The organism is Luteimonas changyuni (assembly GCF_039548395.1).
GTDB lineage: Bacteria > Pseudomonadota > Gammaproteobacteria > Xanthomonadales > Xanthomonadaceae > Luteimonas.
This window is the reverse complement of the sequence record NZ_JBCLUZ010000021.1, coordinates 1-20,806: the sequence shown is the minus strand read 5'-3', so window position 1 is coordinate 20,806 and position 20,806 is coordinate 1. Positions and strand designations below refer to the sequence as shown.

Sequence of the window (20,806 nt, the reverse complement as noted above, 5' to 3'; positions counted from 1 at the left end):
ATGAACCTGCGGTGATGCAGCCGCGTCAGCGCGGCTCCAGCACCAGCGCGTGGGCGGCGGGCCCCGGAAGGAATGGCGAGGGCCGGCCCTGCACCCAGTCGTCATGGCCGGCGCCCCAGAACGGCGACAGTGGATGGCCACTCTGGCCGCCGGGCATGTGCACGATGCCGTCGGCCTCGCGCCCCGGCGACACCACCATGCGCTGCGACGCACCGAACGCAGGGGCCTGCACCAGCGGCATGTCGGTGTCGCCGCCAAGCTGGTCGGGAGGCATGCAGAGCATGCGCCTGCCCAGCACCGGGATGGCACCGGCCAGCGGGTGGCAGATCGCGGCGGTGTTGCGCTCGCCCCAGGTGCGCTCGGCAAGCGGCCCCGCGGCTTCGAGTTGGCTGCGGACATCGTGCGCGGCATCCTCGAACAGCGCCTGCCAGCTGTCGTAGCGGCGGGGCAACAGGTGCGCCGGCTGCGTCGACGCCAGCGGCCATGCGACGCCTTCCAGCTGCGGCAGCGCGGGCATCGCGAAATCCTCGCCCAGGGCCGCGCGCGCCGGCGCCACCAGGCCGTCGGCGATCCGGTCGTGGACCTCGTTGCGCCAGGCGCGGACCAGTCGGTAGCCCGTGGAATCCGGGCTGGCACGACCCTGCCAGTCGCCGGCGGCGTCGGCGAGTGCCCGCAGTGCCGGCGCGTGCGCGCCCGCGCTGCCGGCGCTCGACTGCAGCAGGTCGCGCCAGCGCTGCAGGAACAGCGCGCGGTCATCGAGCTGGATCGCGAGCAGGGCGCGCTCGTCGAAGCGTTCGCTGGCGAACAGGGCGTCGCGGATCTGTTTGGCGCGCGCGCCGTTCACATGGCCGCCGTCGCCGACGGCCGTGATCCAGGGTGCGCCCACCACCCGGTTGTTCGCCGTCCAGACGCGGTCGACGGTGGGCGTGGCGACGTGCGGCGCGCTCCTGCCGCTGATGCTCCACGGTGCGCATGCATCGCCATCCGCCACCAGGTCGGTGGCCGGGCAGGCCGCGTCGCGCTGGGGCAGCGGCCCGAGCAGCCTCCAGGCGATCCGGCCGCGATGGTCGCCGATCACCAGGTTCTGCGCCGGCAGCGCGATATCGCGTGCCAGCAGCAGCGCGCGGTCGAGGTCACCCGCCCAGGCCATCGACATCAGCCCGAGGTTGAGCGCGCCCGGCTGGTGCGCCACCCAGCGCAGCGCCAGGGCGTCGCCACCATCCAGACGGTGCAGCAGCGGCCCCCAGGGCGCTTCGTCGATCCCGAGGTCGACCGCGTCGCCATCGGCGACATCGATGCGTTCCACGAAGTGCTCGACGGGCGTGCAGTCGCCGCCGCTGTCGGCGCCGTCGTCGCTCTCGCCGCAGGGCGTCACCCGCGCCCAGTCCAGGGTATCGGCGTAGCTGTTGGTGAAGCCCCAGGCGACGCGGCCGTTGCTGCCCACCACCACCGCTGGCAGGCCGGGCAGGGTGAAGCCGGAGACGTCGACCCGGCCGTCGGGCGCGCGCGCGTCCGGCCAGCGCATGCGCGCGCGGAACCAGATGCCGGGCGCGCGCAGGCCCAGGTGCATGTCATCGGCGACGATGGCCCGGCCATCGGCGGTGAAGCGTCCCGACACGGCGAAGTTGTTGCTGCCGCGCGCGGGCGCGGGCGCGGACGTGGAGTCCAGCGGGCTTGTGTCACCGGCCAGGGGCAAGCGGCGCAGGTCGACGGCATCGGGCGTGAGCAGCACGGCATCGCCGGTGGCCGGGCCCAGGAGCGGCGCATCCCAGCTCGAGCCGGCGTGGGTGAGCAGCGTGAACAGCGCCGGTGGCAGGTGTGGCCGCAGCGTCCAGAGCGCCAGTTCGCGCTGGTTGGCGGCATCCTGCAGGTCGAAGTACATCGCGTAGCCCGCCAGCGCCGTGTCCGCGGGCGTCCAGGGCTCGGGCTGCCCGCGCAACAACAGGTAGGGCCAGGGCCGCGCGCCGAGGTCGGCGAGGCCGGCGTTGGCGCCGGCGGCGTAGGCATCCAGCAGCGGTCGATGGCTGCCGGCGATCGCGTCGAGGTCGGCGTCCACGCGCGCGCGCATCCTGTGCACGCGATGCCGGCGGTCGGCCTCCAGCGCGACGGCGCCGAACAGCGCGGACAGCTCGCCGGCGGCGGTGCGCCGCATCAGGTCCATCTCGAAGTAGCGCTCCTGCGCATGCAGGTAGCCGAGCGCACGAACGGCGTCGGCTTCGTTGGCGGCATCGATGGTGGCGACGCCGATGGCATCGCGGCTGATCGTCACCGGTGCCGACAGGCCCGGCAGCGCCACGCTGCCGTCGAGCGTCGGCAGGCTGGCGCGCAGCGCCCACCAGGCCGCCAGCGCGGCGAGCGCGGCCAGCAGCACGAGCATCAGCATGATGCGCAATGACCAGCGAAGCATGGCGTTTCCCACGGGAGCCTGCCGCATTGTAGATCGGTCGATGCCACGGCCCGTGGCCGCCGCAGGCCCGCGGCGCTGCACTATGCGCGCGGCTGGCGCTGGAGCCGCCAGGCGGCGGTGGCGAGCGCACTGAGCCCGTCGGCAGCCAGGCGCGGCTCGTCGGCGAGGATGTCGCTGCGCTCGAGCAGGATGGGCGACCAGGCCGCGCCGAACAGCGCCTGCACTTCGCTGGCCTCGACCGCGAACGGCGGCCCGGCCTTTTCCGCCTGCGGATACTCCAGCGTCACCAGCAGGCCGCGGCAGTGGTCCGGGAGGCTGGTCCATGTCGTTTCGACGTAACGCCGGCGCAGTTCGGGCGGCAGTGCGATCAGCGCGGCGCGATCGAATACCGCCGCACACTCCGCCAGCGCCATGCGGTCGAGCCCGAAGGCATCGCCGACGATGATCTCGAACGGGCCCGCGCTGCAGTGCACGCCGTATTCCGTTTCGCGTTGCGCCGGCTCGAGGCCGCGGCCGCGGAAGAAGTCGCGCACGGCCAGTTCCGACAGCTCGACGCCGAGCACGCGGTGGCCGCGTGCAGCCAGCCATGGCATGTCCAGGCTCTTGCCGCAGAGCGGCACGAAAACGGTGCTGCCGGAGGGCAGCGCCAGCGTGTCCCAGTGGCGTTCCAGCTGCGGCGTGACCGACGACTGGTGGAAGCCGATCCGCCCGTCATGCCAGCGCTCGTGCCAGAACGCCGGGTCCATCAGTCGACCGCCAGCCCGTCGACCTTCTGCCAGCCGCGGGGCAGGAGCCCGCCGCGGCTGCCGCGGGCGCCGAGATAGGCCTCCAGGTCGCGGTACGACAGCGACATCGTGCGCGCGCCCGACCTGACCGAGAGCGTGCCGCCCTCCGGCACCGCCGCAATCGCCACCACGCGCTCGGTGCCGCGCTTGGCCTTCGGGATCTCGATGATCTTGTTGCCCTTGCCGCGCTCGAGTTCGGGCAGCTCCGCGACCGGGAACGCCAACAGGTGCCCGGCGCTGGTGACCGCCACGATGCGGTCGGTCTCCATGTCGGCGACCGGCGATGGCTGCAGCACGTGCGCGCCCTCCGGCACGCTGAGCATGGCCTTGCCCGCCTTCTGCCGCCCCACCAGGTTCTCGAAGCGGGTGACGAAGCCGTAGCCGGCCGAGGAGGCCAGCGCCAGGCGGGCGCCGGCGTCGCCGCTGGCCATGGCCACGAAGGTGGCACCGGCGGCGGGCGAGAAGCGCCCGGTGAGCGGCTCGCCGTTGCCGCGCGCCGACGGCAGGCCGTGGGCCAGGGTGGAATAGGCGCGGCCGGTGGAATCCAGGAACGCCACCTGCTGCGTGCTGCGCCCGCGCACCGCGGCCAGCAGCGCGTCGCCTTCGCGGTAGGACATCGTGGACGCATCGACGTCATGGCCCTTGGCGGCACGCACCCAGCCCTTCTGGCTGAGCACCACCGTCACCGGCTCGCTGGCCACCAGGTCGGTCTCGGCCAGGGCCTGCGCCGCGCCGCGCGCGACCAGCGGCGAACGGCGTTCATCGCCGAACTTCTTCGCGTCGGCGAGCAGCTCGTCCTTGACCAGCTTGCGCAGCTTCGACTTGCTGCCCAGGGTCGCCATCAGGCGGTCGCGCTCGGCGTCGAGCGCCTCCTGCTCGCCGCGGATCTTCATTTCCTCGAGCCGTGCGAGCTGGCGCAGGCGGGTCTCGAGGATGTAGTCGACCTGGTCGTCGCTGAGCTCGAAACGTGCCTGCAGCACGGCGCGCGGTTCGTCCTCGCTGCGAATGATCCGGATCACCTCGTCCAGGTTGAGGAAGGCCACCAGCAGGCCTTCCAGCAGGTGCATGCGGCGCTCGACCTTGTCCAGGCGGTGCTGCAGGCGGCGGGTGACGGTGTCGTTGCGGAACGTCAGCCATTCCAGCAGCAGCGTGCGCAGGTCCTTGACCTGCGGCCGGCCGTCCAGGCCGATGATGTTGAGGTTGACCCGGTAGCTCTTCTCAAGATCGGTGGTCACGAACAGGTGGCCCATCAGCTGGTCCACGTCGATCCGGTTCGAGCGCGGGATCAGCACCACGCGCACCGGGTTGGCGTGGTCGGACTCGTCGCGGATGTCCTCCAGCCAAGGCAGCTTCTTGGCGCGCATCTGCGCCGCGATCTGCTCGATCACCTTGCCGGGGCTGACCTGGTAGGGCAGGGCGGTGATGACGATGTTGGCCGCTTCCTTCAGGAACGTGGCGCGGGCGCGCACGCTGCCGTGGCCGGTCTCGTAGATCGTGCGCAGGTCGGCGGCCGGGGTGATGATCTCGGCGGCGGTGGGGTAGTCGGGCCCGCGCACGTGCTCGCACAGGTCGGCGACGGTCGCCTCGGGGTCGTCGAGCAGGCGCACGCAGGCGCTGACCACCTCGTTGAGGTTGTGCGGCGGCACGTCGGTGGCCATGCCGACCGCGATGCCGGTGGTGCCGTTGAGCAGCAGGTGCGGCAGGCGCGCGGGCAGCCAGGTGGGCTCTTCCAGCGTGCCGTCGAAGTTGGGCGCCCAGTCGACGGTGCCGTGTGCGAGCTCGCCAAGCAGCGCTTCGGCGATCGGCGTCAGCTTGGACTCGGTGTAGCGCATGGCCGCGAACGACTTCGGATCGTCGGTCGAGCCGAAGTTGCCCTGGCCCTCGATCAGCGGATAGCGGTAGCTGAAGGGCTGCGCCATCAGCACCAGGGCTTCGTAGCAGGCGCTGTCGCCGTGGGGATGGAACTTGCCGATCACGTCGCCGACGGTGCGCGCGGACTTCTTGGGCTTCGAGGTCGCGCTGAGCCCGAGCTCGCTCATCGCGTAGATGATCCGCCGCTGCACCGGCTTCAATCCGTCGCCGATGAAGGGCAGGGCGCGATCGAGCACCACGTACATCGAATAGTCGAGATAGGCGCGCTCGGCGTACTCGCGCAGGGGAATCTGTTCGAAACCGTGGAAGACGGGGCGGACCGGGTCGTTCATCTGGACTGCTGTGGCGTTTCGGGACCCGCGATTCTACAAGGCCGGCAGCGGCCACTGGCCCGCTACTGCGTCCCGCGCGCGCCCCAGGCCACCGCGCGCCGGGTCTCGATGGTGCGCGCGATCCCGGCGCCCTCGAGCACCTTGAACGTGCTGGCGCGCAGCCGCGGGCGCCCGGCAACGCCGTCGCGCAGCACCGCGACGTCGTACTCGCGGGCGTTGGCGTCGATCGCCGTGGCCAGGACGCAGCTCTCCAGGGCCATGCCCGCCAGCAGGATCCGGCGCACGCCGAGCTTGGCCAGCAGCACCGGCAGTGCGGTGGCCAGGAACGCGGAATGCTTGGGCTTCAGCACGAAGTGGTCCTCGGGCAGGGGCTGGAGCAGGGCCGCGATGCGGCCCGCCGGCCCGGGCGTGGCCGAGGCCATCGCCACCAGCTCGCGGAAATCCGACTGCCAGCGGGCGAAGTTGTCATTGGCGAACACCACCGGCCAGCCGCGGTCGTTGAAGCGCTCGCGCAGGGTGTGGATGTTGCGGGCGGCGCGCAGTGCCGCCGGGGCGATCACGTCCGCTTCCGGGAAGTCGAACAGCCCGACCATGTCAACGACCACGAGGGCGGGCGGTACCGGCGTGGCCATCCTCAGTCGCGGACTTTGGCCGGCACGAAGGGCGAGGTCGGGTCGCTGGCGGGGAAGGTCTCTTCCAGCGCCTCGTCCTGGTTCTCGTTTTCCCGGTTCTTGCGGTTCGCGCGGTCCTGCGGCGTCTCCGGCCCGTGCCGGTCGTGGTCCTGGGGAGGGTCTTTGCGGTCGCGGCTCATGCTGGGCTCCTGGTGTGATGACTGGTAGCCGCTTATTAGCCTTGGCGACGTTGTTTCCGCGTGACCGGCCGCCCGGCCGCGGCCCGATGGGCACGGGCCAGGAAGCGGAGCGCGGCGGTTTCCCACTGGCGCGCCCCGCGCGCCCGCGATGCGGCGCGCGCCAGGCTGCCGTCCTGCCAGCCGTCGAATACACAGGGGTCGATATAGGAGCTGCGGCAGACCGCCGGCGTGTTGCCCAGCGTCTGCGCGACCTCCACCACGACCCGCTGCCGCAGCCCTGCGAGCTCGGCTTCGCTGGCGTCGTCGGGCGGGGGCGTGGCCGCGAGCAGGCGGAACGCAGCCAGGGTCGCGCCCCAGGTACGGAAATCCTTGGCGGTGAACGGCGCGCCCATTTTTTCGCGCAGGTACGCGTTGACCATGCTGGAGTCCACCGGCTGCGATCCGCCGTCGTCGTCGCGGTACTGGAACAGGTGCTGGCCCGGCAGCTGGTGCAGGGTGCGCACCATGCGGACGAGCCGCCGGTCGTCCAGCTCGACCTCGAGCTGTCTGCCGCCCTTGCCCTTGAACTGCAGCCGCAGCGCCCCCTGCGGGAAGCGCGCGTGGCGGCTGCGCAGGGTGGTCAGGCCGAATGAGCCGTTGTCGCGCGCATAGCCGGCATTGCCCACGCGCAGCAGCGTTTCGGAAAGGAGCCGCACCACGATCGCCAGGACTTTGTCCCGCGGGAATCCGGGCAGCGCGAGGTCGCAGCGCAGGGATCGGCGCAGCCGCGGCAGCGCCTTGGCGAACTCCGGCAGTCGCTCGAACTTGCCGGTGTCACGGAAGCTCCGCCAGTCGGCGTGGTAGCGGTACTGCTTGCGGCCGCGCGCGTCGCGCCCGGTGGCCTGGAGGTGGCCGCGTGGCGAGGCGCAGATCCAGACGTCCCGATAGGCGGGCGGGATCGCCAGCGCGCGGATGCGGCCGAGGGTGGCGGCATCGGTGACCGCGCGACCATCCGGATCCAGGTAGCGGAAGCCGCGCCCGCAGCGAAGGCGGCGGATGCCGGGCATGCAGTCGCTGACATGGCGCAGTCCGGCTTCGGCCGCCCCGTGCGATTCCGCCGCCGTCGGAGGCGATGGGTCGACGGGATCCGCATTGCGTTGCGTGGCCATGCGCGGAAATTACGGCCGGCCGGTGATTGCGTGATGAACATGCCGGCGGCCCTGGGGCCTCACGCATCCTTTCCGCGGCGGCGCGCATCGTCTGTCGACACCCAGCATCGACGGAGGCGGATATGACCCGCGACAGCATTCCCGAAGACACGCGTCGAGACAGCGCCAAGCCCGAGCGCGAGCAGCGCTCCTACGATCATGGAAGCGGCGACCGGAACGCCTGGACGCCGGCGGGCGACAAGGGCCGCATGCCGCGCCACGACGGCGGCACGCAGCGCGACGCGCCACCCGAGCCGCCGCAGGCGTGATCGATGTGATCGTGGTGGGTGGCGGGCCCGCGGGGCTGACAGCGGCCACCTACCTGCATCGCTTCCATCGCTCCTGCCTGGTGCTGGATGCCGGAGAAAGCCGCGCCCGCTGGATTCCCGAGAGCAACAACTGCCCGGGATTCCCGCACGGGGTGTCCGGCAAGGAATTGTTGCGGCGCATGCGCGAACAGGCCGGCGAGGTCGGGCTGGTGACCGAACGTGCCGTGGTGGATGGCATCAGGCCGCTGGACGGCGGGTTCGAAGTCACCGCCGGCGAACATTCCTGGCGCGCGCGCAAGGTCATCCTCGCCAGCGGCGTGAGCGACCGCCTGCCCGAAGGGCCCTGGGTCGCCGACGCCATTGCCCGCGGCGCCCTTCGGCTGTGTTCGGTCTGCGATGCCTACGAAGCCAGCGACCTGGTGATCGGCGTGCACGGCCCCGCCGACGAGGTGGGCGGACATGCCTTGTTCCTGCTGGGGTATTCCGACACGGTCCGCGTCCTGCCGAGCGACGGCGGCGATGGCGGCGATGGCGGCGACGCCGGACGCAGATCGCGCGAGGCCGGCGCCGAGTGGCTCCCGGGCGGCGGGCGCCTGGCCTTCGATGGCGAAAAATGCAGCTACGTCCCGCTGGAGGGTGCGCCGATCACGCTGGACACTGTCTATGCATACCTGGGCTCCGACACCAGCGCCGGCATCGCCGCCGCGGCCGGTGCCGCGCTGACCGACGAGGGCGAGATCATCGTCGACGGCGACCAGCAGACGCGGCTGCCGGGCCTGTACGCGATCGGTGACGTGGTCAGCGGACTCAACCAGATCTCGGTGGCGGTGGGGCACGCGGCGATCGCCGCCACCCACGCCCACAACGCGCTGCCGTTCGCGGCGCGCCGCCAGGCAGGCAAACAAAAAACCCCGCTTGCGCGGGGTTTCCTGTCATCAACCTAATGATGGTGCCCAGAAGAGGACTCGAACCTCCACGGAGTTGCCCCCGCTAGCACCTGAAGCTAGTGCGTCTACCAATTCCGCCACCTGGGCAGGTGGGCGCGTATGGTGCAGCGCGGCGACGATCCTGTCAACGGGCGACAGGCGAATCGATGCACGCGGATGCGAAACCATGAGCACGGGACTTCCACGGCGCCCGCGTACAATTGCCGGATGACAAAAACTGCAGACAAGGGCGGCAGCGGCCGCAACAGGACGCCTTCCAGGGCGAAGGCTGGCGGGGACCCGCCTTCCAGGGGCGCGAAAGCCGCTACCGGCAGGCCCGGGCAGGACCCGGCGGTGCCAGCCCGCGCCGCGAAGAAAAAGCCGGCGGCACGGCCGGGCTGGATGCCCGATCCGGGCCTGCTGCGCGCGATGAAGCCGCGTGGGCCGGATACCCCCGTCGCGCCTGGGGCACCGGCGCCGGCGCGCGCGAAGGACGGCGGCCGCAACCGTGGCGGCGTTGACGACCCGCAGGCCGCGCGCGAGGCGGGACGCTACGAAAACCCCATTGCCAGCCGCGAAGCCATCCTCCAGCTGCTCTCCGATGCTGACGGCCCCATGGATGCCGAGGCCCTACAGGTCGCCCTGGGCCTGACCGAGCCGGAGCGCGCGGAAGCGCTGGACAAGCGCCTGGCGGCGATGCTGCGCGACGGCCAGGTGCTGAAGAATCGCCGCCGCGGCTTCGTGCCCGCGGCGCGCGCCGACCTGGTCCCCGGCACGGTGATCGCCAACCCGGAAGGCTTCGGCTTCCTGCGCCCGGAAAGCGGAGTGGGCGACGACCTGTTCCTGCCGCCCTTCGAGATGCGCAAGGTGATGCACGGCGACCGCGTGCTCGGCAGCGTCACCGGGGTCGACCGCCGCGGCCGTCGCGAAGGCGTGATCGTGGAGGTGCTTGAGCGCCGCGTCAGCCGCCTCATCGGGCGCTACGCGCTCGAGTCGGGAATCAGCTTCGTGGTGCCCGACGACCGCCGTATCCAGCGCAACGTCCAGATTCCCGCCGACGCGCGACTGGACGCGCGCGACGGCCAGCTGGTGGTCTGCGAGATCGTCGCGCCGCCGGACAACCACCGGCCGCCGATCGGCCGCGTGCTGGCGATCCTTGGCGACAAGTTGACCGCGTCCATCGCGGTCGAAGCGGCGATCCACGGCCATGACATCCCGCACGAGTTCCCGCCCGAGGTGCTCGACGCCGCGGCCGATGTACCGGTGGAGGTCGGCGCCGCCGAAGCCAATCGCCGCCTGGACCTGCGCAAGCTGGCGCTGGTCACCATCGACGGCGAGGACGCCAAGGACTTCGACGACGCGGTGTACTGCGAACCCAACCGCGACGGGTTCCGCGTGATCGTCGCGATCGCCGACGTGTCGCACTACGTGCGCCCGGGCGAGCCGCTCGACGTCGAGGCGCAGAAGCGCGCGACCTCGGTGTACTTCCCCGGCTTCGTGGTGCCGATGCTGCCGGAGACCCTGTCCAATGGCATCTGCTCGCTGAAGCCGCGCGAGGACCGCCTCTGCTTCGCCTGCGACATGCAGGTCGACCGCCGCGGCAACATGGTGTCGTATTCCTTCCACGAAGCGGTGATGCATTCGCACGCGCGCCTGACCTACAACCAGGTCTGGAACGCGGTCGGCGACGGCATCCCCGATGCCGACCGCGATGCAGCGCAGGCCTTCATCGGCCCGCAGATGCAGCAGGTGCTGCAGCTGCACCAGCTGTACAAGGTGTTCGAAAAGGCCCGCAAGCAGCGCGGTGCGATCGACTTCGAGACCTCCGAGGTGCGCTTCGTGCTCGGGCCGCAGGGTGAGGTCACCCAGGCCGGCATGATCCAGCGCAACGACGCCCACAAGCTGATCGAGGAATGCATGATCGCGGCCAACGTGGCGGCCGCGCACGCGCTGCTCGCCTCCGGCATCCCGGCGCCGTTCCGCGACCACGACCGCCCGCCGGAAGGAAAGTACGCTGATCTGCTGGAGTTCCTGAAGGAGTTCCAGCTGCGCCTGCCGACCTGGCAGAAGGTGCATCCCAAGGACTACCGCAAGCTGCTGGAAACCGTGCGCGAGCGTCCCGATGCCGCGCTGCTGGAGTCCGTGCTGCTGCGCAGCCAGTCGCTGGCGGTGTACTCGCCGGACAACATCGGCCACTTCGGGCTTGCGCTGGAGGCCTATGCGCACTTCACCTCGCCGATCCGCCGCTACGCCGACCTGCTTGTGCACCGTGCGATCAAGCATTCGCTCGTTGGCGGCAGCGTTGCGCAGTACAAGTACACCGCGCACGAGATGGCAACGCTGTCCCTGCAGTGTTCGGAGCGTTCGCGCCGCGCCGACGAGGCCCAGCGCGAGGTCGACGAGCGTTACCGCGCGGCGTGGATGGAAGAGCACGTGGGCCGTGAGTTCGACGGCGTGGTCAGCGGCGTCACCAGCTTCGGCCTGTTCGTGGAGCTCACCGAATCCAAGGTCAACGGCCTGGTGCACGTGACCCAGCTGCCCAATGACTTCTACAACTTCGACCCGATCCGCAAGACGCTGACCGGCCAGCGTTCCGAGCGCGAGTACCGGCTTGGCGACGCCGTGCGCATCGTCGTGCTCAAGGCCAGCGTGGAGGAGTTGAAGATCGACTTCCGCCTGGTGGAGGAGGGCGTCCAGCAGGGCGGTCCGGTGCCACCCGCGCCGCGCGGGCAGCCTGCCAAGCGGACCAAGAAAAAGTACTGAGGACGAACGCCCGATGGGCAACAAGCAGAACCAGTGGATCGTCGGCATCAACGCCGTCGCATCGGCCGTGGAACACGACGCCGACAACGTGCGTGAGGTCCTCCTTGAGGCCGCCGCGAAGAATCCGCGTATCGGCACGATCGAAGAAGAGGCCCGTCGCCGGGGTATCGAGGTGCGTCGCGTCGCGCAGAATGCGCTGGACGGCGTCGCCGGTGGCCTGCGTCACCAGGGGGCCGTCGCGCGCTATGCGGCGGCAAAGACCTTTGACGAGGACGACCTGCCCGGTCTGGTCGAGGCCGCCGAAGGCCGCGCGCTGGTGCTGGTGCTCGACGGCGTGCAGGACCCGCACAACCTCGGCGCCTGCCTGCGCAGCGCCGCGGCCGCCGGCGTCACCGCCGTGGTCATCCCCAGGGACAAGGCGGTGCAGGTCAACGCCACCGTGCGCAAGACGTCCGCCGGTGCCGCCGACAGCATCGCGGTGGTGCGCGTGACCAACCTGTCCCGCACCCTGCGCGAGCTGCAGAAGCAGGGCGTGTGGATCTACGGCCTGGCCGGCGACGCCAGCGCGTCGCTCTATGGAATCGATCTGCGCGGCAACGTCGCACTGGTGCTGGGCGGCGAAGGCGAGGGCCTGCGTCGCCTCACCCGCGAACACTGCGACCAGCTGGTCGCGCTGCCGATGCCGGGTGCCGGCGAATCAGGCGTCGAGAGCCTCAACGTGTCGGTGGCGGCCGGCGTGTGCCTGTTCGAGGCCGTGCGCCAGCGGCTCGGCTGATACGGCACGACTACGTATGGACTGCCCCGGTGGTGCGAGCGCTTGCTGCGCCATCACCGCCAGGGACGGCGGCCTTCGCTCCAGGATTCGTCACGGGACGGGGCCATGTCCCACCGGCCACCGATGCCGTGGACCCCATGCGGGCCGGGGCCGTAATAGCCACGGCCGAAGCCGTAGCCGCGGCCGAAGCCGGGACCATGGAAATAGCCGGGACCGTCGTACTGTCCGACATGGATGCGCATGTTCATCGTGTTCACGTTGCCGGCGTCGCTGACGTATTCCTTGCACAGCTTGATGTCGGCCGCGCTCCAGTGGCTGTTGCCGCCGCGCGAGGAGTGGCCGATGCCGGTAGTGAAGCTACCGGTGACGCCGCGCTCGCTGCCGTCCGCCGCCGGCGGGCAGTTCGAAGCCTGGGTGGCGTCACCGCGGCGCGCCAGTTCGCGCTCGCGCAGGGTCCGGTCGTAATCGGTATCGGGTACGCCCGGCGCATCGAACGTCGCGGCACTGCTGAACAACGGCGCCCGCGGAAGGTCGAGGTCGAGCGCCGTTGCGTCTCCGGACGCCGACGCGATGGCGGGCGAGAGCAGCAGGGACAGCAGCATGATCGAAGCCGCAGTGAACCGGCTACAGCGGGTGCGTATGTTCATCGTCCGACGATAACAGGCAGGGCTTGAACGCAAGCTGCGCCTGATTGCGCGATCACGGTCCTGCGGGCGAGTGCCTGTTCGAAGCCGTGTGCCAGCGCTGTAGATCCCTGGCCCGCCTGCTAGGCCGGGAGCGTGCCCCGAGGGCCGCCGTCGCCCGCGCCGGGCGCGCCCTTGTCATCCGATCCATGCCCGGCGGTGGCCGCTGCGCCGGGTGCCGATGTCGCATGTCGCCCCCAGCCGTTGGCGATGGTGCAGAACAGCTGCGCGGTGCGTTCGGTGTCGTAGACCGCGGAATGCGCCTCGTCGCTGTTCCACTCCATGCCCGCCGCCTGCACCGCGCGCGCCAGCACCGTCTGCCCGTAGGCCAGGCCGGCCATGGTCACGGTGTCGAACACGCTGAAGGGGTGGAAGGGATTGCGCTTGTGTTCGCTGCGGGCGACCGCGGCGTTGACGAAGTTGAGGTCGAAGTGGGCGTTGTGCCCGACCAGGATCGCGCGCTGGCAGCCGTGCTTGCGCACCGCGGTGCGCACCGCGGCGAAGACGTGGTCCAGCGCGTCGCGTTCGGGCTTGGCGAAGCGGAACGGATGGTCGAGGTCGATGCCGGTGATCTGCAGCGACTTCGGATCGATGTCGGTGCCCGGCGCGGGTACCACATGCGCGCTGGCGCCTTCGCCAAGGACGTAGCGGCCGTGGTCGTCGAGGTCGATCGGCATCACCGCGATCTCGAGCAGCGCGTGGCGGTTCCAGTCGAAGCCCCCGGTTTCGACGTCGACCACCACGGGCAGGTAGCCGCGGAAACGGGACGACATCGGGGCGAAGGCGGGGTCGGCCGCGGAGGGTTCGGGCGGTGGCGTGGGCAGGGTGGTCACCGGCGCTAGTCTATCCGAGTGCGGCCGGCCGGCCGCTGGCGGGTTTTCAGCTGCGCACGCCGGCGACGATGCCCTCGCCGTGCCAGCGCAGGAGCATCGCGCAGCCGTGGTCGATGAAGGCGGCATCCGCAGGGCTCCCGGCTTCCGCCGCCAGCGCTTCCAGCTGGGCGCGACCGTCGAGCGCGGGCGCTTCGTCCAGGCGCTGCAGCAGCCGCCAGGCCAGCGGGCTGGGGGCGTGGAAACGCACGCGGCCGCCGGCGCCGCGATGCAGCAGCAGCAGGGTCGGCGTGGCCGGCGGCTCGACCGGCAGCATGTCGGGCCCGATGCGGTGCACCGGCCAGGCGTAGGCCAGCGGCCACGCGAGCGGCGAGAGCAGGGGACGCCCGGCCAGGAGCGCGGCCGCGACGTCGGTGCCGGGGGCATCGAGCCGGTCATGGGCGATGTCGTCCACGCGCGCCTCGCTGATCTGCAAGGCCAGCTCGATCCACTCGTAGTGCGCCAGCTCCGGCAGCCAGGGCTCGCGCCCGCCGCTGGCTTCCAGATAGCGCAGGAATTCCCGCGGCAGCTCGGGGAACAGCGGGGTGCGACAGCCGTGGTCGCGGTAGAAGTCGCGGACCAGGGCGGGCCAGGCGCTGCCGCGGATGCGGCGGATCACCGGGAAGTTGCCCGCCAGCAGCCGCGAGACGTTGTTGAAGAACAGGTCGCGATAGACCTGCATCCTGCGCGCGTCGATGCCGGGCGGCGCTGGATGACGGTCGGGGTCGCGGATGTGGGCGGTGAAGGCGTCCTGCTGCGCGCGCAGGGCGTCGCTGGCGGCGAGAGCACCCGGCCCCGCCACCGCTGTGGCCTCGGTGGCCGCAGCGCCGGGAGCGGTGTCTTCAGGCCACACGACGGCAGGCCGGTGTCGCGGCAAGGTGTCCACGCACGGTGTCGAGTTCACCCATGAGCTCGTCGAACGGCGGGAAGTCGAAATCACGCTCGAGCAGCGTGGGCCGCGGGCCGAACAGGGCATAGGCCTCGGACAGCAGCGCCCAGACCGGGTCGGCCACCGCCGCGCCATGGGTATCGATCTTGAGTCCGGGCGCTTCGTCGCGATGGCCGGCGACGTGGATGCAGGCAATCCGCCCGCCCGGCAGCCCGCGCAGGAAGGCGAGCGCGTCGTAATCGTGGTTGGTGGCGTTGACGACGATGTTGTTCACGTCCAGCAGCAGGTCGCAGTCGGCTTCCGCAAGCACGGCGTTGACGAACTCGAGCTCGGTCAGTGCGTGCGTACCCGCGCCCGGCGGAATGGCGGCGTAGTACGAGATGTTCTCCACCGCGATGCGCCGGCCGAGGATGTCCTGGGCGCGGCGGATGCGCGCGGCCACGTGCCGCACCGCCTCGTCGCTGAAGGGCAGGGGCAAGAGATCGTAGAGCTGGCCCATGCTGTCGCCGCAGGCGCTGAGGTGCTCGCTGTAGACCGGCACGCGATGCGCGTCCAGGAAATGGCGGAGCTGGTGCAGGAAGCTCTCGTCCAGCGGCGCCGGCCCGCCGAGCGACAGCGACAGGCCGTGGCATGCGAGCGGATGGCGCGAGGCGAGCTCGGCGAAGGCCTCGCCCGGCGCGCCGCCGACACCGATCCAGTTTTCGGGTGCGGCTTCGAGGAAATCGAAGCTGCCCGGCGGCGCGGCGCGCAGCTCGGGCAGCAGGGCGCGGCGCAGGCCGAGGCCGACGGCGCGCGGGTGCAGCGGGACGGTCATGGCCGGTGGCTGCGCGGCGGGTGGCCGCGCATCCGGATCAGCCATGGATCAGGCCACACCGCCGCAGGCGCCGGAGCCGCCGCACTTGCCTTCGCCGCACTTGCCCTCCTGGGCGGCCTTGTCGGTATCGGCGTCCGCGTCGGACCCGGCCTTCTTCCCGGCATGGTGGGCGTCGTGCTCGGCCTTGTCGACGAAGCCGTCGCCGTTGCCGTCCATCGCGCTGAAGTAGGAGGCGTCCTTTTCCGGATGGCTGGCGGCGAACTCCTCGGCGGAGATGCGGCCGTCGCCATCGCTGTCGGCGTGGGACATGCCGCAGCGGCCCTCGCCGGCCTTGGAGTCGGCCTTGGCGTCGGTGGCGGCTTCAGTGGCGGCTGCGTCCTGGCTGGCGTTGGCGGACACCATGTAGCCGCTGGCGAGCGGGGTCATCGCGAATGCGGCGCCGGAAAGCGCCAGGCCGCCCAGCGTGGCGGCTACCGCAAGGGCGACGGGCTTTGCAGGGGACTTCGACATGCTGGCGTTCTCCTGTTCTGCGGCGGGAGGCCGCGGGGGCGCCAAGTATGCCGCAGCGCGCACGGTGCAGTGCAGCAGCGCTGCGGGTGCCCGATTCAGGTCTGGGTGTTGGTGTCGTCGGCCTTTTCGCGCGGCGGCAGGTTGTCGTCGCCATAGGCCATGAACCAGATGTTCTCGGCGATGTTGGTGGCGTGGTCGCCGATGCGCTCGAGGTTCTTGGCCATGAACAGCAGGTGGGTGCAGCCGGTGATGGCGCGCGCGTCTTCCATCATGTAGGTCAGGAGTTCGCGGAACAGGCGGGTGTATTCGGCGTCGAGCGCGGCGTCGGTGTCGCGGACCATTTGCGCCGCCTCGGGATCGTGCGTGCGGTAGGCCTCGAGCACCCTGCGCACCTGGCGCACGGCCAGCGCGCCGAGGTGGGCGAGCCCGCCGGCGACCGGCAGCGCCGGCGCCTGGTTGAGCGCGATCGAACGCTTGGCGATGTTGGCCGCATAGTCGCCGATGCGCTCGATGTCGGAGACGATGCGCAGTGCAGCCAGCACTTCGCGAAGGTCGCGCGCCATCGGGCCGCGCAGCGAGAGCTTCATCACGTCCTGGCTGACCACGCGCTCGATCCCGTCGATGACCTCGTCGTTGGCGACGATGTGGCCGGCGGCGCGGTCGTCGCGGCGTTCGACCACGTCGAGCGCGGCTTCGAGCTGCGCCACTGACAGCTCGCCCATGCGCAGGATCTCGCCGATCAGGCGCTCGCGCTCCTCGTCGTGGCTGCGAACGATGTGGTCGTGGGGCTGGTTGTTCATCCGAACCGTCCGGTGATGTAGTCCTCGGTCTGGCGCTTCGAGGGATTGGAGAAGATGGTCTCGGTGCTGTCGTGTTCGACCAGGTCACCAAGGTACATGAAGGCCGTGTAGTCCGAGACCCGCGCGGCCTGCTGCATGTTGTGGGTGACGATGACGATGGTGTAGTCGAGCTTCAGCTCCTCGATCAGCTGTTCGATGCGGCTGGTCGAGATCGGGTCCAGCGCCGAAGTCGGCTCGTCGAGCAGCAGCACCTCCGGGCGCAGTGCGACGGCGCGCGCGATGCACAGCCGCTGCTGCTGGCCACCGGACAGGCCGAGCGCGCTCTGCCCGAGCTTGTCCTTGACCTCGTCCCAGAGCGCGCCCTGGCGCAGCGCGGATTCCACCCGGTCGTCCATGTCCGCCTTCGACACCTTCTCGTGGTGGCGGATGGCATAGGCGATGTTCTCGTAGATGGTCATCGGGAACGGCACCGGCTTCTGGAACACCATGCCGACCTTCGAGCGCAGGCGGTTCATCGCGTACTTCGGCGACAGGATGTCCTCGCCGTCGAGCAGGATGCTGCCGCTGGCCACCTGGCCCGGATACAGCGCGTAGATGCGGTTGAACACGCGCAAGAGCGTCGACTTGCCGCAGCCCGAGGGCCCGATCAGCGCGGTCACGCGCTTCTCCGGGATGTCCATGGCCACGCCCTTGATGGCGTGGAAGCTGCCGTAGTGGAAGTCGAGGTCGCGCACCGACAGCTTCACCGGCGCCGGCGGGGCGGCGGCACGACGCGTGGGTGAGGTGGACAGCGTGGCGCGTCCGTGCCCGGCGGGGACATGGTTGGCATTCATCGGCGGGGTCCGGGGAGGAGTCGAGGTCATGGAGTCAGTCATTGGGGATGCGGCTCCGTGCCAGCACCGCGCGCGCGCCGAGGCTGATCAGCAGCACGAAGGCGGTGAGCACCAGGGCGCCGGCCCAGGCCAGGTCCTGCCAGCTTTCGTAGGGGCTGCCGGCGAACTGGTACATCACCACCGGCACGCTGGCCATCGGCTGCATGATGTTGCTGTTCCAGTACAGGTTGCCGAAGGCGGTGAACAGCAGCGGCGCGGTCTCGCCGCTGATCCGGGCCAGGGCCAGCAGGATGCCGGTGACGATGCCCGCCGAAGCGCTGCGATAGAGCACCTGCACGGTCACTTTCCACTGCGGCACCCCGAGCGACAGCGCGGCCTCGCGCATCTGCGTCGGCACCAGGCGCAGCATCTCGTCGGTGGTGCGCAGGACCACCGGCAGCACGATGAAGGCCAGCGCCACCGAGCCCGCGAGCGCGGAGAAGCCACCGCCGCCGTACATCACCAGCAGGGTGTACACGAACAGGCCGAGCACGATCGACGGCGCCGACAGCAGGATGTCGTTGACGAAGCGCACGACCGTGGCCGTGCGGCTGTTGGCGCCGTACTCGGCCAGCCACGTGCCCGCGGCCACGCCCAGCGGTGCGCCGATCAGGATCGCCAGACCGCACATCACCGCCGAACCGAACAGCGCGTTGCGCAGTCCGCCCTCGGCCATGGGCGGCGGCGTGTCCCGGGTGAACAGGCTGACGTTGATGCCGCTGATGCCCTTGGAGACCAGGGTCCACAGGATCCAGGCCAGGAACACCAGGCCGATCACCGCCGCCACGCACGACAGCGAGAGCGTGACCGCGTTGATGATGCGGCGGCGGAGGTAGAGCTGCCGCGCGCCGCGCGACAGCGGCACCGGGCTTACGGCGGCCATCAGTTGCCCTCCCTGCGCGCCAGCCGGGCCAGCATCAGCCGTGCCAGCGACAGCACCACGAAGGTGACGATGAACAGCACGAAGCCCAGCAGCAGCAGCGCCGAACGGTAGGTGTCGGTGGCCTCGCCGAAGTCATTGGCGATCAGCGCGGCGATGGTGGTGCCTGGCTCCAGCAGCGACGGCGTCAGGCGCACGCTGTTGCCGACCACGAAGGCGACCGCCATGGTCTCGCCCAGCGCGCGGCCGAGGCCCAGGAAGATGCCGCCGATCACCGCCGAGCGCGTATAGGGCAGGACGATGTCCCAGCACACTTCCCAGCGCGTGGAGCCGAGCGCGTAGGCCGACTCCTTCAGCCGGGTGGGCACGGTCAGGAACACTTCGCGCATCACCGAGGTGATGAAGGGCACCACCATGATCGCCAGCACCAGGCCGGCGGTGAGGATGCCGATGCCCAGCGGCGGTCCCCGGAACAGCATGCCGAGGCCGGGAATGCCGCCGAGGTGTTCGTTGAGCCAGGGCGTGACGTGCGTGGTCATTACCGGCACCAGCACGAACAGGCCCCACATGCCGTAGATGATCGAGGGGATGCCTGCCAGCAGCTCGATCGCCGCGCTCACCGGCCCGCGCAGCCAGCGCGGCGCGACTTCGGTCAGGAACACCGCGATGCCGAAGCTGATGGGCACCGCGAGCAGCATCGCGATGATGGCGGTGACCACGGTGCCGTAGATCGGCGCCAGCGCACCGTAGCGGTTCTCGACCGGGTTCCACTCCGCCGAGAGGAAGAACGACAGGCCCTGGGACTGCAGGGCTTCGCGGCCGCCCCAGAGCATCGACAGCGCCGCGCTGGCGAGCGCCAGCAGCACGAAGACCACGGTGCCGACGAGCGCGTAGCGGAACCAGCGGTCGGCGCGGGCGTCGCGCAGGTCGCGTTGGCCGGGGGTGTTGGCTGGCAGGGTGGAAGCGTTCATCGGCGTCCCGGAGCTGTGGGCGCCCGCCGCGGCCGCGGCGGGCACGAAGGCCTCAGTTGAACTCGGCGGCCCAGTACGCCTCGACCTGTGCAACGAGCTCTGCCGGCAGCGGCACGTAGTGGAGCTCGCTGGCCTGCACCTGGCCGGATTCGAAGGCCCACTTGAAGAAGTCACGCGTCGCCTGGCTGCGCGCCGGATCCGCCGGCTGCCTGGGCATCAGCATGAAGTTGGTGGCGGTGATCGGCCACGAGTCCGCGCCCGGGGCGTTGGTGATCACCAGGTTGAAGTCGCTGGCCGAAGCCCAGTCGGCGGTGCGCGCCGCGGCGGCGAAGCTTTCCGCGCTGGGCTCGACGAAGTTGCCGGCCGCGTTCTGCATCGAGGCGTAGGGCATGGTGTTCTGCAGTGCGTAGGCAAGCTCGACATAGCCGATCGCGCCCTTGATCTGCTGCACGTAGGACGCCACGCCTTCGTTGCCCTTGCCGCCAACGCCCAGCGGCCAGGCGACCGAGGTGCCTTCGCCGACTTGCTGCTGCCAGTCGGTGCTGACCTTGGACAGGTAGTTGGTGAAGTTGAAGCTGGTGCCCGAGCCGTCGGAGCGGTGGACGATGCTGATCTTGGCGTCCGGCAGTGCCAGGCCCGGGTTGACCGCGGCGATTTCGGCGGCGTTCCAGTTCGCGACCTTGCCCAGGAAGATGTCCGCCAGCAGCGGGCCGGTAAGCTTCAGCGCGCCCGGCGCGAGGCCGTCGACGTTGACCACCGGGACCACGCCGCCGATCGCCGAGGGGAACTGGACCAGGTCGGCCTCGACCAGCTCCTCGGTGGACAGCGGCTTGTCGCTGGACCCGAAGTCCACGGTGCCCTGCTTGACCTGGGCGACGCCGCCGCCGGAACCGATGGACTGGTAGTTGACCTGGTTGCCGGTGGCGGCGTTGTAGTCGGCGGACCACTTCGACACCAGCGGGTAGATGAAGGAGGCGCCGGCCCCCGACACCTGGTTGGCGCCGCCGTTGCCGACGGCCGCCGGATCGCTGCCGGACGGCTGGCAGGCGGCGGCCAGCAGGGCCGTGGCGAGCGCAAGGGAGGCGAGACGCAGCTTGGAAGGAGTCATGGCGGGGATTCCGTTGTGGGCAGGCGCCGTGTTCGGCGTACGCACATTGGATGATGTTTTTGTGACAGCTTCATGACTGTTGCCGATGGACCTGAACGCCAGGGTCGGGCGCGAAGAAAAGGTTCTTCTCCTGATTGCGTGGAGTTTGCGGGGGATTGCTCCGGGAGGGTGCGCGCTGCCCGCCGTGGAGGCAGGGGGGATGCCCAGCCGGAATATGCGCATCCTGCTCCCAGGTCCGGCCGCCGGCCATCCATGGCCGGCTCTGGGCATCCCCCCTGCCTCC

Annotated in this window: 19 protein-coding genes, 1 tRNA gene and 1 pseudogene; 4 read left to right on the top strand and 17 right to left on the bottom strand. The window is 70.5% G+C overall.

Annotation, left to right across the window (positions count from 1 at the left end):
• Nucleotides 1-25 precede the first annotated feature (25 nt).
• The 6 genes from WCD84_RS09160 to WCD84_RS09135 all read right to left on the bottom strand — a co-directional run bounded on the left by WCD84_RS09160 (nucleotide 26) and on the right by WCD84_RS09135 (nucleotide 7,355).
• Nucleotides 26-2,407 (bottom strand): penicillin acylase family protein, encoded by a 2,382-nt coding sequence (locus WCD84_RS09160; protein ID WP_343281159.1) that lies wholly within the window; start codon nucleotides 2,405-2,407, stop codon nucleotides 26-28.
• 80 nt (nucleotides 2,408-2,487) lie between these two features.
• Complete coding sequence (locus tag WCD84_RS09155; protein WP_343281158.1) at nucleotides 2,488-3,153, bottom strand: thiopurine S-methyltransferase; 666 nt, start codon at nucleotides 3,151-3,153, stop codon at nucleotides 2,488-2,490.
• The gene (gene parC / locus WCD84_RS09150; protein ID WP_343255256.1) at nucleotides 3,153-5,396 is read right to left on the bottom strand and encodes a DNA topoisomerase IV subunit A; all 2,244 of its coding nucleotides are present in this window, start codon (nucleotides 5,394-5,396) and stop codon (nucleotides 3,153-3,155) included. The genes WCD84_RS09155 and parC overlap by 1 nt, the downstream gene beginning before the upstream one ends.
• Before the next feature lie 62 nt (nucleotides 5,397-5,458).
• On the bottom strand, nucleotides 5,459-6,028 hold the full coding sequence (locus WCD84_RS09145) for a cysteine hydrolase family protein (protein WP_343255255.1): 570 nt from the start codon (nucleotides 6,026-6,028) through the stop codon (nucleotides 5,459-5,461).
• 2 nt (nucleotides 6,029-6,030) lie between these two features.
• Nucleotides 6,031-6,207, bottom strand: a complete 177-nt coding sequence (locus WCD84_RS09140; protein WP_343255308.1) for a hypothetical protein — start codon at nucleotides 6,205-6,207, stop codon at nucleotides 6,031-6,033.
• 35 nt (nucleotides 6,208-6,242) lie between these two features.
• Nucleotides 6,243-7,355 carry a DNA topoisomerase IB gene (locus tag WCD84_RS09135; protein WP_343255254.1) on the bottom strand — a complete coding sequence of 371 codons (1,113 nt, stop codon included), beginning with the start codon at nucleotides 7,353-7,355 and terminating at the stop codon, nucleotides 6,243-6,245.
• 122 nt (nucleotides 7,356-7,477) lie between these two features.
• Between WCD84_RS09135 and WCD84_RS09130 the strand changes: the two genes are divergently transcribed.
• Entirely contained in the window at nucleotides 7,478-7,663 is a 186-nt protein-coding gene (locus WCD84_RS09130; protein ID WP_343255253.1) for a hypothetical protein, read from the top strand.
• Complete coding sequence (locus WCD84_RS09125) at nucleotides 7,660-8,607, top strand: NAD(P)/FAD-dependent oxidoreductase (protein WP_343281157.1); 948 nt, start codon at nucleotides 7,660-7,662, stop codon at nucleotides 8,605-8,607. The genes WCD84_RS09130 and WCD84_RS09125 overlap by 4 nt, the downstream gene beginning before the upstream one ends.
• Nucleotides 8,608-8,610: 3 nt before the next feature.
• Here the strand turns inward: WCD84_RS09125 and WCD84_RS09120 are convergent.
• A tRNA-Leu gene (locus WCD84_RS09120) sits at nucleotides 8,611-8,697 on the bottom strand.
• Nucleotides 8,698-8,817: 120 nt separating this feature from the next.
• Between WCD84_RS09120 and rnr the strand changes: the two genes are divergently transcribed.
• Nucleotides 8,818-11,352, top strand: coding sequence for a ribonuclease R (rnr, locus tag WCD84_RS09115; RefSeq protein WP_343281156.1), 2,535 nt, complete (start codon nucleotides 8,818-8,820; stop codon nucleotides 11,350-11,352).
• Between the two features lie 13 nt (nucleotides 11,353-11,365).
• Nucleotides 11,366-12,127 (top strand): 23S rRNA (guanosine(2251)-2'-O)-methyltransferase RlmB, encoded by a 762-nt coding sequence (gene rlmB, locus WCD84_RS09110; protein ID WP_343255250.1) that lies wholly within the window; start codon nucleotides 11,366-11,368, stop codon nucleotides 12,125-12,127.
• Between the two features lie 53 nt (nucleotides 12,128-12,180).
• Here the strand turns inward: rlmB and WCD84_RS09105 are convergent, their stop codons facing one another.
• The 10 genes and pseudogenes from WCD84_RS09105 to pstS all read right to left on the bottom strand — a co-directional run bounded on the left by WCD84_RS09105 (nucleotide 12,181) and on the right by pstS (nucleotide 20,523).
• Nucleotides 12,181-12,729 (bottom strand): hypothetical protein, encoded by a 549-nt coding sequence (locus WCD84_RS09105; RefSeq protein WP_343255249.1) that lies wholly within the window; start codon nucleotides 12,727-12,729, stop codon nucleotides 12,181-12,183.
• A gap of 278 nt (nucleotides 12,730-13,007) precedes the next feature.
• Nucleotides 13,008-13,583, bottom strand: a pseudogene (gene rnt / locus WCD84_RS09100) (ribonuclease T); the annotation flags it as partial.
• A gap of 106 nt (nucleotides 13,584-13,689) precedes the next feature.
• Complete coding sequence (locus WCD84_RS09095; RefSeq protein ID WP_343281155.1) at nucleotides 13,690-14,532, bottom strand: HvfC family RiPP maturation protein; 843 nt, start codon at nucleotides 14,530-14,532, stop codon at nucleotides 13,690-13,692.
• Nucleotides 14,522-15,427 carry an HvfB family MNIO-type RiPP peptide maturase gene (locus tag WCD84_RS09090; RefSeq protein ID WP_449280090.1) on the bottom strand — a complete coding sequence of 302 codons (906 nt, stop codon included), beginning with the start codon at nucleotides 15,425-15,427 and terminating at the stop codon, nucleotides 14,522-14,524. Before WCD84_RS09090 ends, WCD84_RS09095 begins: the two co-directional genes overlap by 11 nt.
• A 3-nt stretch (nucleotides 15,428-15,430) precedes the next feature.
• A complete protein-coding gene (locus tag WCD84_RS09085) occupies nucleotides 15,431-15,892 on the bottom strand; it encodes an HvfA family oxazolone/thioamide-modified RiPP metallophore (protein ID WP_343281154.1) in 462 nt (153 codons plus the stop codon).
• 95 nt (nucleotides 15,893-15,987) lie between these two features.
• On the bottom strand, nucleotides 15,988-16,692 hold the full coding sequence (phoU, locus tag WCD84_RS09080) for a phosphate signaling complex protein PhoU (RefSeq protein ID WP_343255246.1): 705 nt from the start codon (nucleotides 16,690-16,692) through the stop codon (nucleotides 15,988-15,990).
• Complete coding sequence (gene pstB, locus WCD84_RS09075; RefSeq protein ID WP_449280093.1) at nucleotides 16,689-17,555, bottom strand: phosphate ABC transporter ATP-binding protein PstB; 867 nt, start codon at nucleotides 17,553-17,555, stop codon at nucleotides 16,689-16,691. Before pstB ends, phoU begins: the two co-directional genes overlap by 4 nt.
• Before the next feature lie 4 nt (nucleotides 17,556-17,559).
• Complete coding sequence (gene pstA / locus WCD84_RS09070; RefSeq protein ID WP_343281153.1) at nucleotides 17,560-18,447, bottom strand: phosphate ABC transporter permease PstA; 888 nt, start codon at nucleotides 18,445-18,447, stop codon at nucleotides 17,560-17,562.
• The gene (gene pstC / locus WCD84_RS09065) at nucleotides 18,447-19,415 is read right to left on the bottom strand and encodes a phosphate ABC transporter permease subunit PstC (RefSeq protein ID WP_343255243.1); all 969 of its coding nucleotides are present in this window, start codon (nucleotides 19,413-19,415) and stop codon (nucleotides 18,447-18,449) included. The genes pstA and pstC overlap by 1 nt, the downstream gene beginning before the upstream one ends.
• 52 nt (nucleotides 19,416-19,467) lie before the next feature.
• Complete coding sequence (pstS, locus tag WCD84_RS09060) at nucleotides 19,468-20,523, bottom strand: phosphate ABC transporter substrate-binding protein PstS (RefSeq protein WP_343255242.1); 1,056 nt, start codon at nucleotides 20,521-20,523, stop codon at nucleotides 19,468-19,470.
• Nucleotides 20,524-20,806: the final 283 nt, after the last annotated feature.